The organism is Pseudomonas sp. FA117, assembly GCF_057370475.1.
Map to the genome: position 1 here is coordinate 5684597 of NZ_CM170675.1, position 17584 is coordinate 5702180.

The window sequence follows — 17584 nt, forward strand, 5'->3', positions numbered from 1 at the left end:
ACGAAAGGAAGAGGCGGTAACCCAAATATCAATGTGACATTAGTTTGCCGATTGTTTAGGATGGCGACACGAAGGTCAATACTTTGGCATAAACTTAATAGCCAAAAAATATTGCCAGAAAATTGACACATAAAAGCGTCAAATCATTTTTGTAACATTCCAGCGGAAGCAGGTTCGCACGCCGGCCGGAAGCCAATCGAGACACATCCCGGAGAGTTCCATGAGCACTGTCGTTGCCATCGTCAAAAGCATTGTTGGCCAAGTCATCGCAGTATCCCCGGAAGGCATCAAGCGCGTGCTGATCGAAGGCGATCGCCTGTTCGCAGGCGAGGAAGTCCTGACCGGCCCCGGCGGCGCCGTGACCCTGGAACTGGCCGACGGTCGCCTGCTCGACCTGGGCCGCGACAGCCAGTGGAGCGCCGATACGCCCGACAGCAGCACCGACCTGGCCCAGGCCAGCGCGCAGGCCGCGCCATCGGTCGAAGAGCTGCAGCAGGCGATCGCCTCCGGCGTCGACCCGACCACCGAGCTGGAAGCGCCCGCTGCCGGCCCTGCTGCGGCGGGCGGTGGCTCGGTCGGTGGCGGCCACAGCTTCGTTCTGCTGGAAGAAACTGCCGGTGTGGTCGATCCAAGCATTGGCTTCCCTACCGGTCCGCTGGGCTTCGCCGCCGGCCTGGCCAACGAGGAAGTCGGTGGGCTGAATGCCAACAATGACACCACGACCAACAACAACCCCATTCCGACCGGCCTGAGCCTGAGCGCCACCCCTTCGATCAGCGAAGCGGGCGGCGTCATCGTCTATACCGCGACCGTCGGCCAGGCGCCGCAAAGCAACCTCACCGTCACCTTGTCCAACGGCGCAGTGATCGTGATCCCGGCCGGCCAGACCAGCGGTTCGGTCAACGTCAACATTCCTGCCAATGACACGCCGTACATCGATGGTGGCCAGATCTCCACCACCATCACCGGTACCACCGGTGGCAACGGCCTGATCGTTACCCCGAACCCGACGCCCGCGGTGACCCAGATCACCGACACGATCGACACCACCACCGCCACCCTGACCGCGACGCCTAGCGTCACCGAGGGTGGTGTGATCACCTACACCGTGACCCTGACCAATCCGGCACAGACGCCGGTGACCGTTACCCTGTCCAATGGCCAGACCATCACCGTCGAGGCGGGCAAGTCCAGCGGCTCGGTCGACTTCCAGACCCCGCCAAACGACGTCTACAACAACGGCAGCACGGTCAGCACCACCATTACCGGCGCCAGCGGTGGCAACTTCGAGAACCTGGTGCCGAACCCGGCCCCGGCACAGACCGTGGTCAACGACTCGGTCGACACCACTACCGCGACCCTGACCGCCTCGCCGAATGTCACCGAAGGCGGCGTGATCACCTACACCGTGACCCTGACCAACCCGGCGCAGACACCGGTCACCGTCACCCTGTCCAATGGTCAGACCATCACCATCGAGGCTGGCAAGACCAGCGGCTCGGTCGACTTCCAGACTCCGGCCAACGATGTCTTCGTCAACGGCAGCACGGTCAGCACCACCATTACCGGCACCAGCGGCGGCAACTTCGAAAGCCTGGTGCCGAACCCGACCCCGGCGCAGACCGTGGTCAGCGACAGCGTCGATACCGTGACCGTAAGCATCGCCAGCAACGGTAACGTGACCGAAGCACAACAGCCGACCTTCACTGTTTCGGTCAGCCAGACGCTCGACCACGACCTGACCGTCACCCTCAGCAACGGCGCTACAGTGGTGATCGCTGCGGGCCAGACCCAGGCCACCTACAGCCTGCCGGCGCAGGGCGACGACGTGTTCAAGGATGCGGGCTCGGTCACCCTGGGCGTGACCGATGCCAGCGTGCCGGGCAAGACCTTCGAAGACCTGAAGCTCGGCGGCGCGGCCACCGTGCAGATCAGCGATACCGAGAGCGAGGTTGTCGCGACGCTGACGGCCGACAAGAACACCGTCAGCGAAGGCGGCCAGATCACCTACACCGTCACCCTGACCAATGGCCAGGGCCTGGATGTCACCGGCCATGGCGGGCTGACGTTTACCCTTTCGGATGGCACCAAGGTCACCATCCCTGCGGGCAGTGCCAGTGGCACGGTCACCATCACTGCGCCGGACGACGTCTACGTCGGTGGTCAGCCTTCGATAGTCAACAAGCTGGAGGGCGTGACCGGCGCAGACAACTTCGAGAAGCTGACCTTGGGTCAGGGCGAAGTGAAAACCGACGTCACCGACGAGCCAGGCACTGGCACCCCTGGTACGGGCAACGAGGGCGACAAGGTTTCGGTCACCATCGTCAGCAACGGCAATGTCACTGAAGACCAGCAGCCGTCGTTCACCGTGAAGGTGAACCAGCCGCTGGATCGTCCGCTGACCGTCACCCTGAGCAATGGCGACAAAGTCACCATCGCGGCTGGCCAGACTCAAGTCGAGTACAAGGCTCAGGCCCAAGGCGATGACGTGTTCAAAGACGGCGGTTCGCTAACCGTCGGCATTTCCGACGCTTCCGTTCCGGGCAAGACCTTCGAGAACCTGGAGTTGGGCGGCTCGGCCACCGTACAGATCACTGATACCGAAAGCGAAGTCATCGCGACCCTCACAGCCGACAAGACCACTGTCAGCGAAGGCGGTGAAATTACCTACACTGTCACTCTGACCAACGCCCAAGGTCTGGATGTCAAAGGCCACAACGGCCTGGTCTTCACGCTGAGCGACGGCACCAAAGTGACCGTTCCAGCGGGCAGCGCCACCGGCACCATCACCATTCACGCGCCAGACGACGTCTACGTCGGCGGCCAGCCCTCGATTGTCAACAAGCTGGAGGGCGTTACCGGCGCGGATAACTTCGAAAAACTGACCCTGGGTCAGGGCGAAGTGAAAACCGACGTCACCGACGAGCCAGGTACCGGCACCCCTGGTACGGGCAACGAGGGCGACAAGGTTTCGGTCACCATCGTCAGCAACGGCAACGTCACCGAAGATCAGCAGCCGTCGTTCACCGTGAAGGTGAACCAGCCGCTGGATCGTCCGCTGACCGTCACCCTGAGCAATGGTGACAAAGTCACCATTGCTGCGGGCCAGACTCAGGTTGAGTACAAGGCTCAGGCCCAGGGCGACGACGTGTTCAAGGACGGCGGTTCGCTGACCGTCGGTATTTCCGACGCCACCGTTCCGGGCAAGACCTTCGAGAACCTGGAGCTCGGCGGTTCAGCCACCGTCCAGATCACCGATACCGAAAGTGAAGTGATTGCCACGCTGACTGCCGACAAGACCACTGTCAGCGAAGGCGGCGAAATCACCTACACGGTGACGCTGACCAACGCCCAAGGCCTCGACGTCAAAGGCCACAACGGCCTGGTGTTCACCCTCAGCGACGGTACCAAGGTCACCATTCCTGCAGGCAGCGCCAGCGGCACCTTCACGATTCATGCCCCAGACGACGTCTACGTTGGTGGCCAGCCGAACATCGTCAACAAGCTGGAAAGCGTTACCGGTGCGGATAACTTCGAGAAGCTGACGCTGGGGGACAATTCCGTCACCACTAAAGTGACCGACGAGCCAGGTACCGGAACCCCTGGTACGGGCAACGAAGGCGACAAGGTTTCCGTCACCATCGTCAGCAACGGCAACGTCACCGAAGACCAGCAGCCGTCGTTCACCGTGAAGGTGAACCAGCCGCTGGATCGTCCGCTGACCGTCACCCTGAGCAATGGCGACAAAGTCACCATCGCGGCGGGCCAGACTCAAGTCGAGTACAAGGCTCCAGCCCAGGGCGACGATGTGTTCAAGGATGGTGGTTCGCTGACCGTTGGGATCAGCGACGCTACTGTTCCGGGTAAAACCTTCGAAAACCTTGAGCTCGGCGGTTCGGCGACTGTTCAGATCACCGATACCGAAAGTGAAGTCATTGCCACGCTGACTGCCGACAAGACCACCGTCAGCGAAGGCGGCGAGATCACTTACACCGTTACCCTGACCAACGCCCAAGGCCTGGACGTCAAAGGCCACAACGGCCTGGTCTTCACGCTTTCTGACGGCACCAAGGTCACGGTTCCGGCTGGCAGCGCCACCGGCACCATCACCATCCACGCCCCTGATGATGTCTACGTCGGCGGCCAGCCTTCGATCGTCAACAAGCTTGAAGGCGTTACCGGTGCAGACAACTTCGAGAAGCTGACCTTGGGTCAGGGCGAAGTGAAAACCGACGTCACCGACGAGCCAGGCACTGGCACCCCTGGTACGGGCAACGAGGGCGACAAGGTTTCGGTCACCATCGTCAGCAACGGCAATGTCACTGAAGACCAGCAGCCGTCGTTCACCGTGAAGGTGAACCAGCCGCTGGACCGTCCTCTGACCGTGACCCTGAGCAATGGTGACAAGGTCACCATTGCGGCTGGCCAGACTCAAGTCGAGTACAAGGCGCAGGCCCAAGGCGACGACGTCTTCAAGGACGGCGGTTCGCTCACCGTTGGTATCAGCGACGCTACTGTTCCGGGTAAAACCTTCGAAAACCTTGAGCTCGGCGGTTCGGCGACTGTTCAGATCACCGATACCGAAAGTGAAGTCATAGCCACGCTGACTGCCGACAAGACCACCGTCAGCGAAGGCGGCGAGATCACTTACACCGTGACGCTGACCAACGCCCAAGGTCTGGACGTCAAAGGCCACAACGGTTTGGTGTTCACCCTTTCGGACGGCACCAAGGTCACGGTTCCGGCTGGCAGCGCCACCGGCACCATCACCATCCACGCCCCTGATGATGTCTACGTCGGCGGCCAGCCTTCGATCGTCAACAAGCTTGAAGGCGTTACCGGTGCAGACAACTTCGAGAAGCTGACCTTGGGTCAGGGCGAAGTGAAAACCGACGTCACCGACGAGCCAGGTAGCGGAACCCCTGGTACGGGCAACGAAGGCGACAAGGTTTCCGTCACCATCGTCAGCAACGGCAATGTCACTGAAGACCAGCAGCCGTCGTTCACCGTGAAGGTGAACCAGCCGCTGGATCGTCCGCTGACCGTGACCCTGAGCAATGGCGACAAGGTCACCATCGCGGCGGGCCAGACTCAGGTCGAGTACAAGGCACAGGCTCAGGGCGACGACGTCTTCAAAGACGGCGGTTCGCTCACCGTTGGTATCAGCGACGCCAGTGTTCCAGGCAAAACCTTCGAGAACCTGGAGTTGGGCGGCTCGGCCACCGTCCAGATCACCGATACCGAAAGTGAAGTGATTGCCACGCTGACTGCCGACAAGACCACTGTCAGCGAAGGCGGCGAGATTACCTACACCGTCACTCTGACCAACGCTCAGGGTCTGGACGTCAAAGGCCACAACGGCCTGGTGTTCACCCTCAGCGACGGTACCAAGGTCACCATTCCTGCAGGCAGCGCCAGCGGCACCTTCACGATTCATGCCCCTGACGACGTCTACGTCGGCGGCCAGCCAGCGATCGTGAACAAGCTGGAGTCGGTCACTGGTGCCGATAACTTCGAGAAGCTGACCCTCGGCGACAACACCGTCACCACCACAGTGACTGACGAGCCAGGCACTGGCACTCCGGGTACTGGCAACGAGGGTGACAAGGTTTCCGTCACCATCGTCAGCAACGGCAACGTCACTGAAGATCAACAGCCGTCGTTCACCGTCAAAGTGAACCAACCGCTGGATCGTCCTCTGACTGTCACCCTGAGCAATGGCGACAAGGTCACCATCGCTGCGGGTCAGACTCAGGTTGAGTACAAAGCTCCAGCTCAGGGCGATGACGTCTTCAAAGACTCGGGCTCCCTGACCGTTGGTATTTCCGACGCTTCCGTACCAGGCAAGACTTTCGAAAACCTGGAGCTCGGCGGCTCGGCTACCGTTCAGATCGCTGACACCGAAAGTGAGGTTGTCGCGACCCTGACCGCCGACAAGACCACCGTCAGCGAAGGCGGCGAGATCACCTACACCGTCACCCTGACTAACGCCCAAGGTCTGTCGGTTACCGGCCATAACGGACTGGTGTTCACGCTTAGCGACGGCACCAAAGTGACCGTTCCGGCGGGCAGCGCCACCGGCACCATCACCATCCATGCACCTGATGACGTATACATCGGCGGCCAGCCAAGCATCGTGAATAAGCTGGAATCGGTCACTGGCGCCGACAACTTCGAAAAACTGACCTTGGGTCAGGGCGAAGTGAAAACTGACGTCACCGATGAGCCGGGCACTGGTACTCCGGGCACTGGCAACGAGGGTGACAAGGTTTCCGTCACCATCGTCAGCAACGGCAACGTCACTGAAGATCAACAGCCGTCGTTCACCGTCAAAGTGAACCAGCCGCTGGATCGTCCTCTGACTGTCACCCTGAGCAATGGCGACAAGGTCACCATCGCTGCGGGCCAGACCCAAGTTGAGTACAAAGCCCCAGCTCAAGGCGATGACGTCTTCAAAGACTCGGGCTCGCTCACCGTTGGGATCAGCGACGCCAGTGTTCCAGGCAAGACCTTCGAGAATCTGGAACTCGGCGGCTCGGCTACCGTTCAGATCGCTGACACCGAAAGTGAGGTTGTCGCCACCCTGACCGCCGACAAGACCACGGTGTCTGAAGGCGGCGAAATCACTTACACCGTCACCCTGACTAACGACCAAGGTCTGTCGGTTACTGGCCATAACGGCTTGGTCTTCACCCTCAGCGACGGCACTAAAGTGACCGTTCCAGCGGGCAGTGCTACCGGCACCATCACCATTCACGCCCCTGACGACGTCTACGTCGGCGGCCAGCCGTCGATCGTGAACAAGCTGGAATCGGTTACTGGCGCGAATAACTTCGAGAAGCTGACCCTGGGTCAGGGCGAAGTGAAAACCGACGTCACCGACGAGCCAGGTACCGGAACCCCTGGTACGGGCAACGAGGGCGACAAGGTTTCCGTCACCATCGTCAGCAATGGCAACGTCACTGAAGACCAGCAGCCCTCGTTCACCGTGAAGGTGAACCAGCCGCTGGATCGTCCTCTGACCGTCACCTTGAGCAATGGCGACAAAGTCACCATTGCTGCGGGCCAGACTCAGGTCGAGTACAAGGCACAGGCTCAGGGCGATGACGTCTTCAAGGACGGCGGTTCCCTGACCGTCGGTATTTCCGACGCCAGCGTTCCAGGCAAGACTTTCGAAAACCTGGAACTCGGCGGCTCGGCCACCGTTCAGATCACTGATACCGAAAGCGAAGTTATCGCGACCCTCACCGCTGACAAGACCACCGTGTCCGAAGGCGGCGAGATCACCTACACCGTGACCCTGACCAACGCCCAGGGTCTGGACGTCAAAGGCCACAATGGCCTGGTCTTCACGCTGAGCGACGGCACCAAAGTGACCGTTCCAGCGGGCAGCGCCACCGGCACCATCACCATCCACGCCCCTGACGACGTCTACGTCGGTGGCCAGCCCTCGATCGTCAACAAGCTTGAGGGCGTGACCGGCGCAGATAACTTCGAGAAGCTGACCCTGGGTCAGGGCGAAGTGAAAACCGACGTCACCGACGAGCCAGGTACCGGCACCCCTGGTACGGGCAACGAGGGCGACAAAGTCTCGGTCACCATCGTCAGCAATGGCAATGTCACTGAAGACCAGCAGCCGTCGTTCACCGTGAAGGTGAACCAGCCGCTGGATCGTCCTCTGACCGTCACCTTGAGCAATGGCGACAAAGTCACCATCGCTGCGGGCCAGACTCAGATTGAGTACAAGGCTCAAGCTCAGGGCGACGACGTGTTCAAAGACGGCGGTTCGCTGACCGTCGGCATTTCCGACGCCACCGTTCCGGGCAAGACCTTCGAGAATCTGGAGCTCGGCGGTTCGGCGACCGTTCAGATCACCGACACTGAAAGCGAAGTTATCGCGACCCTCACCGCTGACAAGACCACCGTGTCCGAAGGCGGCGAGATCACCTACACGGTGACCCTGACCAACGCCCAAGGCTTGGACGTCAAAGGCCACAACGGCCTGGTCTTCACACTGAGCGACGGTACCAAAGTCACGGTTCCGGCTGGCAGCGCCACCGGCACCATCACCATTCACGCTCCAGACGACGTCTACGTCGGCGGCCAGCCTTCGATCGTCAACAAGCTCGAGGGCGTTAGTGGCGCGGACAACTTCGAGAAACTGACCTTGGGTCAGGGCGAAGTGAAAACCGACGTCACCGACGAGCCAGGTACCGGAACCCCTGGTGCGGGCAACGAAGGCGACAAGGTCTCGGTCACCATCGTCAGCAATGGCAATGTCACTGAAGATCAGCAGCCCTCGTTCACCGTGAAGGTGAACCAGCCGCTGGATCGTCCGCTGACCGTGACCCTGAGCAATGGCGACAAGGTCACCATCGCGGCGGGCCAGACTCAGGTCGAGTACAAGGCACAGGCTCAGGGCGACGACGTCTTCAAAGACGGCGGTTCGCTCACCGTTGGTATCAGCGACGCCAGTGTTCCAGGCAAAACCTTCGAGAACCTGGAGTTGGGCGGCTCGGCCACCGTCCAGATCACCGATACCGAAAGTGAAGTGATTGCCACGCTGACTGCCGACAAGACCACTGTCAGCGAAGGCGGCGAGATTACTTACACCGTCACTCTGACCAACGCTCAGGGTCTGGACGTCAAAGGCCACAACGGCCTGGTCTTCACACTGAGCGACGGCACCAAAGTCACCATCCCGGCTGGCAGCGCCAGTGGCACCTTCACGATTCATGCTCCGGACGACGTCTACGTTGGCGGTCAGCCAAACATCGTCAACAAACTGGAATCGGTCTCGGGTGCGGATAACTTCGAGAAACTGACACTGGGGGACAATTCCGTCACCACCAAAGTGACCGACGAGCCGGGCACTGGTACTCCAGGCACCGACAACGAAGGCGACAAGGTTTCCGTCACCATCGTCAGCAACGGCAACGTCACCGAAGACCAGCAGCCGTCGTTCACCGTGAAGGTGAACCAGCCGCTGGATCGTCCGCTGACCGTCACCCTGAGCAATGGCGACAAAGTCACCATCGCGGCGGGCCAGACTCAAGTCGAGTACAAGGCTCCAGCCCAGGGCGACGATGTGTTCAAGGATGGTGGTTCGCTGACCGTTGGGATCAGCGACGCTACTGTTCCGGGTAAAACCTTCGAAAACCTTGAGCTCGGCGGTTCGGCGACTGTTCAGATCACCGATACCGAAAGTGAAGTCATTGCCACGCTGACTGCCGACAAGAACACCGTCAGCGAAGGCGGCCAGATCACCTACACCGTCACCCTGACCAATGGCCAGGGCCTGGATGTCACCGGCCATGGCGGGCTGACGTTTACCCTTTCGGATGGCACCAAGGTCACCATCCCTGCGGGCAGTGCCAGTGGCACGGTCACCATCACTGCGCCGGACGACGTCTACGTCGGTGGTCAGCCTTCGATAGTCAACAAGCTGGAGGGCGTGACCGGCGCAGACAACTTCGAGAAGCTGACCTTGGGTCAGGGCGAAGTGAAAACCGACGTCACCGACGAGCCAGGCACTGGCACCCCTGGTACGGGCAACGAGGGCGACAAGGTTTCGGTCACCATCGTCAGCAACGGCAATGTCACTGAAGACCAGCAGCCGTCGTTCACCGTGAAGGTGAACCAGCCGCTGGATCGTCCGCTGACCGTCACCCTGAGCAATGGCGACAAAGTCACCATCGCGGCTGGCCAGACTCAAGTCGAGTACAAGGCTCAGGCCCAAGGCGATGACGTGTTCAAAGACGGCGGTTCGCTAACCGTCGGCATTTCCGACGCTTCCGTTCCGGGCAAGACCTTCGAGAACCTGGAGTTGGGCGGCTCGGCCACCGTACAGATCACTGATACCGAAAGCGAAGTCATCGCGACCCTCACAGCCGACAAGACCACTGTCAGCGAAGGCGGTGAAATTACCTACACTGTCACTCTGACCAACGCCCAAGGTCTGGATGTCAAAGGCCACAACGGCCTGGTCTTCACGCTGAGCGACGGCACCAAAGTGACCGTTCCAGCGGGCAGCGCCACCGGCACCATCACCATTCACGCGCCAGACGACGTCTACGTCGGCGGCCAGCCCTCGATTGTCAACAAGCTGGAGGGCGTTACCGGCGCGGATAACTTCGAAAAACTGACCCTGGGTCAGGGCGAAGTGAAAACCGACGTCACCGACGAGCCAGGTACCGGCACCCCTGGTACGGGCAACGAGGGCGACAAGGTTTCGGTCACCATCGTCAGCAACGGCAACGTCACCGAAGATCAGCAGCCGTCGTTCACCGTGAAGGTGAACCAGCCGCTGGATCGTCCGCTGACCGTCACCCTGAGCAATGGTGACAAAGTCACCATTGCTGCGGGCCAGACTCAGGTTGAGTACAAGGCTCAGGCCCAGGGCGACGACGTGTTCAAGGACGGCGGTTCGCTGACCGTCGGTATTTCCGACGCCACCGTTCCGGGCAAGACCTTCGAGAACCTGGAGCTCGGCGGTTCGGCGACTGTTCAGATCACCGATACTGAAAGCGAAGTTATCGCGACCCTCACCGCTGACAAGACCACCGTGTCCGAAGGCGGCGAGATCACCTACACCGTGACACTGACCAACGCCCAGGGCCTGGACGTCAAGGGCCACAATGGCCTGGTGTTCACCCTCAGCGACGGTACCAAGGTCACCATCCCGGCTGGCAGCGCCACCGGTACCTTCACTATCCACGCCCCGGACGATGTCTACGTTGGCGGCCAGCCAAACATCGTCAACAAGATCCAATCGGTTACCGGCGGCGACAACTTCGAGAAGCTCACCCTGAGCGACACCTCGGTCACCACCAAAGTAACCGACGAGCCAGGTAGCGGCACCCCTGGTACCGACAACCAGGGCGACAAGGTCTCCGTCACCATCGTGAGCAACGGTGATGTGAACGAAGCCCAGCAGCCAAGCTTCACCGTTAAAGTCAGCCAGATCCTCGATCGTCCGCTGATTATCACCCTGAGCAATGGCGACAAAGTCACCATTGCTGCCGGTCAGACCCAGGTCGAGTACAAGGCACCCGCCCAGGGCGATGACGTGTTCAAGGACGCGGGCTCGCTCACGGTCGGCATCAGCGATGCCAGCGTACCGGGCAAGACCTTCGAAAACCTTGAGTTGGGCGGATCGGCCACCGTGCAGATCAGCGACACCATCACCGAGGTGTTCGCCAATCTGTCCGTCGACAAGACCACCGTCGCCGAAGGCGGCCAGATCACCTACACCGTGACCCTGGTCAGCCCACCGGCCTTCCCGGTAATCGCCCACGGCGGTCTGGTGTTCACCCTCAGCGATGGCACCAAGATCACCCTGGCACCCGGCCAGAAGACCGGCTCGGTTACTGTCACCGCCAAGGATGACGTGTACGTCGGCGGCCAGCCTTCGCTGGTGAACAAACTGGAATCGGTCTCGGGCGCGGACAACTTCGAGAAGCTCACCCTGAGCGACACCTCGGTCACCACCAAAGTGACCGACGAGCCAGGTAGCGGCACCCCTGGTGCGGGCAACGAAGGCGACAAGGTTTCCGTCACCATCGTCAGCAACGGCAACGTCACTGAAGACCAGCAGCCATCGTTCACCGTGAAGGTGAACCAGCCGCTGGATCGTCCGCTGACCGTGACCCTGAGCAATGGCGACAAAGTCACCATCGCTGCGGGCCAGACTCAGGTCGAGTACAAGGCACAGGCTCAGGGCGACGACGTCTTCAAAGACGGCGGCTCGCTCACTGTTGGCATCAGCGACGCCACCGTACCGGGCAAGACCTTTGAAAACCTTGAGCTCGGCGGTTCTGCCACCGTGCAGATTACCGACACCATCAGCGAAGTCGTCGCCACTCTCACCGCAGACAAAACCACCGTCACCGAAGGCGGCCAGGTCACCTACACCGTGACCCTGACCAACGCCCAGGGCCTGGACGTCAAAGGTCACAACGGCCTGGTCTTCACCCTGAGCGACGGCACCAAGGTGACTATCCCGGCGGGTAGTGCGACTGGCACCTTCACTATCACCGCCAAGGATGATGTGTACGTCGGGGGCCAGCCGAACATCGTCAACAAGATCCAATCGGTTACCGGCGGCGACAACTTCGAGAAACTGACCCTGAGCGACACCTCGGTCACCACCAAAGTGACTGACGAGCCAGGCAGCGGCACTCCAGGTACCGATAACCAGGGCGACAAGGTTTCCGTCACCATCGTCAGCAACGGCAACGTCACTGAAGACCAGCAGCCATCGTTCACCGTGAAGGTGAACCAGCCGCTGGATCGTCCGCTGACCGTGACCCTGAGCAATGGCGACAAAGTCACCATCGCTGCGGGCCAGACTCAGGTCGAGTACAAGGCACAGGCTCAGGGCGACGACGTCTTCAAAGACGGCGGCTCGCTCACTGTTGGCATCAGCGACGCCACTGTACCGGGCAAGACCTTTGAAAACCTGGAACTCGGCGGTTCTGCCACCGTGCAGATCACCGACACCATCAGCGAAGTCGTCGCCACCCTGACCGCTGACAAGACCACCGTCACCGAAGGCGGCCAGGTCACCTACACCGTGACCCTGACCAACACCCAGGGCTTGGACGTCAAAGGCCACAACGGCCTGGTCTTCACCCTGAGCGACGGCACCAAGGTGACCATTCCTGCAGGCAGCGCCACCGGCACCTTCACCATCACTGCCAAGGATGATGTGTACGTCGGGGGCCAGCCGAACATCGTCAACAAGATCCAATCGGTCTCGGGTGCCGACAACTTCGAGAAACTGACCCTGAGCGACACCTCGGTCACCACCAAAGTGACCGACGAGCCAGGTAGCGGCACCCCTGGTGCGGGCAACGAAGGCGACAAGGTTTCCGTCACCATCGTCAGCAACGGCAACGTCACTGAAGACCAGCAGCCATCGTTCACCGTGAAGGTGAACCAGCCGCTGGATCGTCCGCTGACCGTGACCCTGAGCAACGGCGACAAAGTCACCATCGCTGCGGGTCAGACCCAAGTCGAGTACAAGGCTCAAGCTCAAGGCGACGATGTCTTCAAGGACGGTGGCTCACTCACCGTTGGGATCAGCGACGCCACCGTACCTGGCAAAACCTTCGAAAACCTTGAGCTCGGCGGTTCGGCGACCGTGCAGATCACCGACACCATCAGCGAAGTCGTCGCCACTCTCACCGCAGACAAAACCACCGTCACCGAAGGCGGCCAGGTCACCTACACCGTAACGCTGACCAACGCCCAGGGCCTGGACGTCAAAGGCCACAACGGCCTGGTCTTCACCCTGAGCGACGGCACCAAGGTCACCATTCCTGCAGGCAGCGCCACCGGCACCTTCACCATCACTGCCAAGGATGATGTGTACGTCGGGGGCCAGCCGAACATCGTCAACAAGATCCAATCGGTTACCGGCGGCGACAACTTCGAGAAGCTGACCCTGAGCGACACCTCGGTCACCACCAAAGTGACTGACGAGCCAGGCAGCGGCACTCCAGGTACCGATAACCAGGGCGACAAGGTCTCCGTCACCATCGTCAGCAATGGCAATGTCACCGAAGACCAGCAGCCGTCGTTCACCGTGAAGGTAAACCAGCCGCTGGATCGTCCGCTGACCGTGACCCTGAGCAACGGTGACAAGGTCACCATTGCTGCCGGCCAGACTCAAGTCGAGTACAAAGCTCAGGCCCAGGGTGATGACGTCTTCAAGGACGGCGGTTCCCTGACCGTTGGTATTTCCGACGCTACCGTTCCGGGCAAGACTTTCGAAAACCTGGAACTCGGCAGTTCTGCCACCGTGCAGATCACCGATACCATCAGCGAAGTCGTCGCCACCCTGACCGCTGACAAGACCACCGTCACCGAAGGCGGCCAGGTCACCTACACCGTGACCCTGACCAACGCCCAGGGCCTGGATGTCAAAGGCCACAACGGCCTGGTCTTCACCCTGAGCGACGGCACCAAGGTGACCATCCCGGCGGGCAGCGCCAGCGGCACCTTCACCATCACCGCCAAGGACGACGTCTATGTCGGCGGCCAGGCACCGATCGTCAACAAGATCGAGTCGGTCACCGGCGGCGACAACTTCGAGAAGCTGACCCTGGGCAGCAACACCATCACCACGACCGTCACCGACGAACCAAGCGGCCAGGGCGACCTGACCACCGTGGGCATCAGCGGCGACACGTCGGTGACCGAAGGCGACACTGCCCACTACACCCTGACCCTGACCAATCCGTCGAAGACCGAGGTCACTGTCACCCTGAGCTACAGCGGCACCGCCACCAACGGTCAGGACTACACCGGTGTGGTCACCGTGAAGATCCCGGCTGGCAGCAGCACCGCCACCTTCGACGTGAAGACCATCGACGACCAGCTCGTCGAAGGCTCGGAAAACTTCACCGTCAAGATCAGCGGCGTCAGCGGTGGTGGCTTCGAAAACCTGCAGGTCGATGCCGGCAAGTCGAGCGTGACCACCACCATCATCGACAACGACCACATGCCGGTATCGCCAGGCGGCGCCGTCACCGGTACCGAAGACACCGACTACGTGTTCCAGTGGGGCGACTTCAAGGTCACCGACGCCGATGGCAACACCGGCCTGGGCGTGACCATCAGCAAGCTGCCGGACCTGGGCAACCTGAAGTTCTTCAACGGCACCTCGTGGGTCGACGTGTCGCTCAACCAAACCATCAGCCAGGCCGACATCGCCGCCGGCAAGCTCAAGTTCGTACCGCTGGCCAACCAGTCGGGCGTCGACGGCTACGGTGGCACCGGCGTGGGCAACAAGCAGGCCGACTACGCGCAGATCAAGTACAAGCCCAACGACGGCACCAACACCGGCAGCGAAGTGACCATGAAGGTCGACATCACGCCGGTAGCCGACCGGCCTGACCTGTCGATCGGCAACAACAACGTCAACTCGATCGGCCTGACCAAGGAAACCTGGAACAGCCTCAACGGCCTGGGCAGCAACGGCAACGGCATCACCGGCGACCAGCTCAAGAATGTCTTCGCCAACTCCGGCAACGCCAGCAAGAGCGAACAGGTCACGACCGTCGACACCACCGGCACCGTCACCCCGGGCACCGGCTCGAAGACCTCCGGCCTGATCTACATGGAAGCCGGCAAGACCTACACCTTCAGCGGCACGGCCGACGACAGCCTGCAGATCGTCATTGGCGGCAAGAACGTCGCCAGCGGCACCTGGGGCAACGCCAGTGGCGCGATCACCGGCAGCTTCACGCCGACCACCAGCGGCTACTACACCCTGGAGATCTACAACGCCAACCAGGCAGGCCCAGGCAGCCTGGACATCAACATCAAGGTGGGCAACGGCGCGGTCACCGACCTGAACAGCTCGAACATCCCGATGTACCCGAACCTCGGGTCGATGGCCAATGCCGGCCTGACCGTCTCCGACCTGCACGGCAGCAACGGCCAGGGCTACTACGACGGCTACAAGCTCAACGAAGGCCGTGAGAATGGCGCGCCGGTCAAGCTGGTGGGCATCAGCACCAACCTGACCGACACCGACGGTTCGGAAACCCTGAGCGTCAAGCTCAGCTGCATCCCGGCCGGCTCGGTGATCAGCGACAACGCCGGCCACAGCTTCACGGTCGGCGCCAGCGCAGTGGATGTGACCGGCTGGAACCTGGGCAGCCTGGCGATCAAGCCACCGGCCTACTACACCGGCCAGTTCGACGTGAAGGTCAGCTCGACCTCCACCGAAAGCGTTGGCGGCAGCACCGCGACCAGCGAAGGCACGATCAAGGTCACGGTGTACCCGCAGGCCTACAACACCAGCAACCTGACGTCCGATGCCGACAACTACACCGGCACCGATGGCAACGATATCGTCGTCGCCGACGTGGTCGGCCTGCACGTGGTACCGGGCCAGGACTACAACATCGCCTTCATCGTCGACACCTCGGGCAGCATGGGCTCGTCTGGCGTGGACGCGGCGAAGAAATCGCTGGAGTCGGTGTTCAAGACCCTGGCCGCCAGTGTCAAGGGCGATCAGTCCGGTACCGTGAACATCCTGCTCGTGGACTTCGCCAGCCAGGTGAAATCCACGGTCTCGGTGACCCTCAACGATGCTGGCCTGCAGACCCTGCTCAACGCCCTGAAGACGCTGAACGCCGACGGCGGCACCAACTACGAGGACGCCTTCAAGACCACCGCCAACTGGTTCCAGAACCTCAAGAATGCTGGCAACACCGGCAGCAACCAGACGTTCTTCGTCACCGACGGCAAGCCGACCTACTACCAGACCAGCGAGCAGGGCAACCCGAACCTGGGCAACACCAGCACCACGCTGGACAGCTTCCTGGCCTCGAACAACTGGAAGCCAGGCACGACGATCAGCAAGTACCTGGACAACTCCAACTACCTGACCATCGACAGCAGCGGCAAGCTGACCGTGCAGACCTACAACAGCTGGAGCGGCCGCTGGACCGTGACCACCTCCGGTGATGTGCGTGCCGAAGGTAACGGTGGCTACGAGCTCTCCAACCGCGCCGGCAACGGGTCCGACACCACGACCGCGACCCTGAACGACTCGACCGCCGCCTTCAAGCTGCTGTCGGGGCTGTCGCAGGTCGAGGCCATCGGCCTGAACAGCGATATCAAGGCCAACGACCTCAAGCCGTTCGACACCGATGGCAAGCCGCAGACCAACATCGATCCGAGCAAGCTGGCCGAGGCCATCCTCGGCCATACCGAGGTTACCCAGCCAGGCAACGACACAGTCAACGGCGGTGATGGCAACGACATTATCTTCGGTGACCTGGTCACCTTCGACTCGGTCGCAGGTACCGGCGTCGACGCGATCCGCGGCTATGTCGCCAACAAGCTGGGCCTCGATGCAGGCGATGTGGATGGGCGGGCGATGCACAAGTACATCACCGAGCACTACACCGAGTTCGATGTCTCGCGCAGCAACGACGGCAACGACACGCTGATGGGTGGCGATGGCGACGACATCATCTTCGGCCAGGGTGGCGACGACTACATCGACGGCGGGCGCGGCAACGACATCCTGCTCGGTGGAACCGGCAACGACACCCTGCTCGGCGGTGAAGGCAACGACATCCTCATCGGCGGCGCCGGCAACGACGTGCTGATCGGTGGCAAGGGCGACGATATCCTCATCGGCGGCACCGGTGCCGACACCTTCGTGTGGAAGGCCGGCGACCTGGGCAACGACGTGATCAAGGACTTCAAGGCCAGCGAGGGTGACCGCCTCGACCTGCGCGACCTGCTGCAGGGCGAGAAGGCCAGTACCATCGACAACTTCCTGAAGATCACCACCGTCAACGGTGAGTCGACCCTGCAGGTCAGCACCGAAGGCAAGCTCAATGCCGCCGGTGGCCTGGCCAACGCCGACGTGACCATCAAGCTCGAGGGCGTGAACTGGTCGAACACCACGATCAACTCGTTGATCAGCGGTGCCGACCCGACCATCAAGATCGACAACTCCAACAGCTGATGCCCACGCGCCTGGCGGCCCTCACCGGCCGCCAGGGCTGCGGTGCTTTCCTGTCGTCGCCCTGCGGCGCATACTCGCCTGCCGGGC

1 protein-coding gene is annotated in these 17584 nt (G+C 61.4%); it reads left to right on the plus strand.

Going from position 1 to position 17584, the window contains the following annotated elements:
• Positions 1 to 220: 220 nt before the first annotated feature.
• Positions 221 to 17497: a retention module-containing protein gene (locus AC1TXO_RS26015; RefSeq protein ID WP_486404374.1), complete on the plus strand. Its 17277-nt coding sequence runs from the start codon at positions 221 to 223 to the stop codon at positions 17495 to 17497.
• Positions 17498 to 17584 lie beyond the last annotated feature (87 nt).

Coding starts and splice junctions, on each gene's coding strand:
- AC1TXO_RS26015 (WP_486404374.1), top strand. CDS start 221: ATGAGCACTGTCGTTGCCATCGTCAAAAGCATTGTTGGCCAAGTCATC.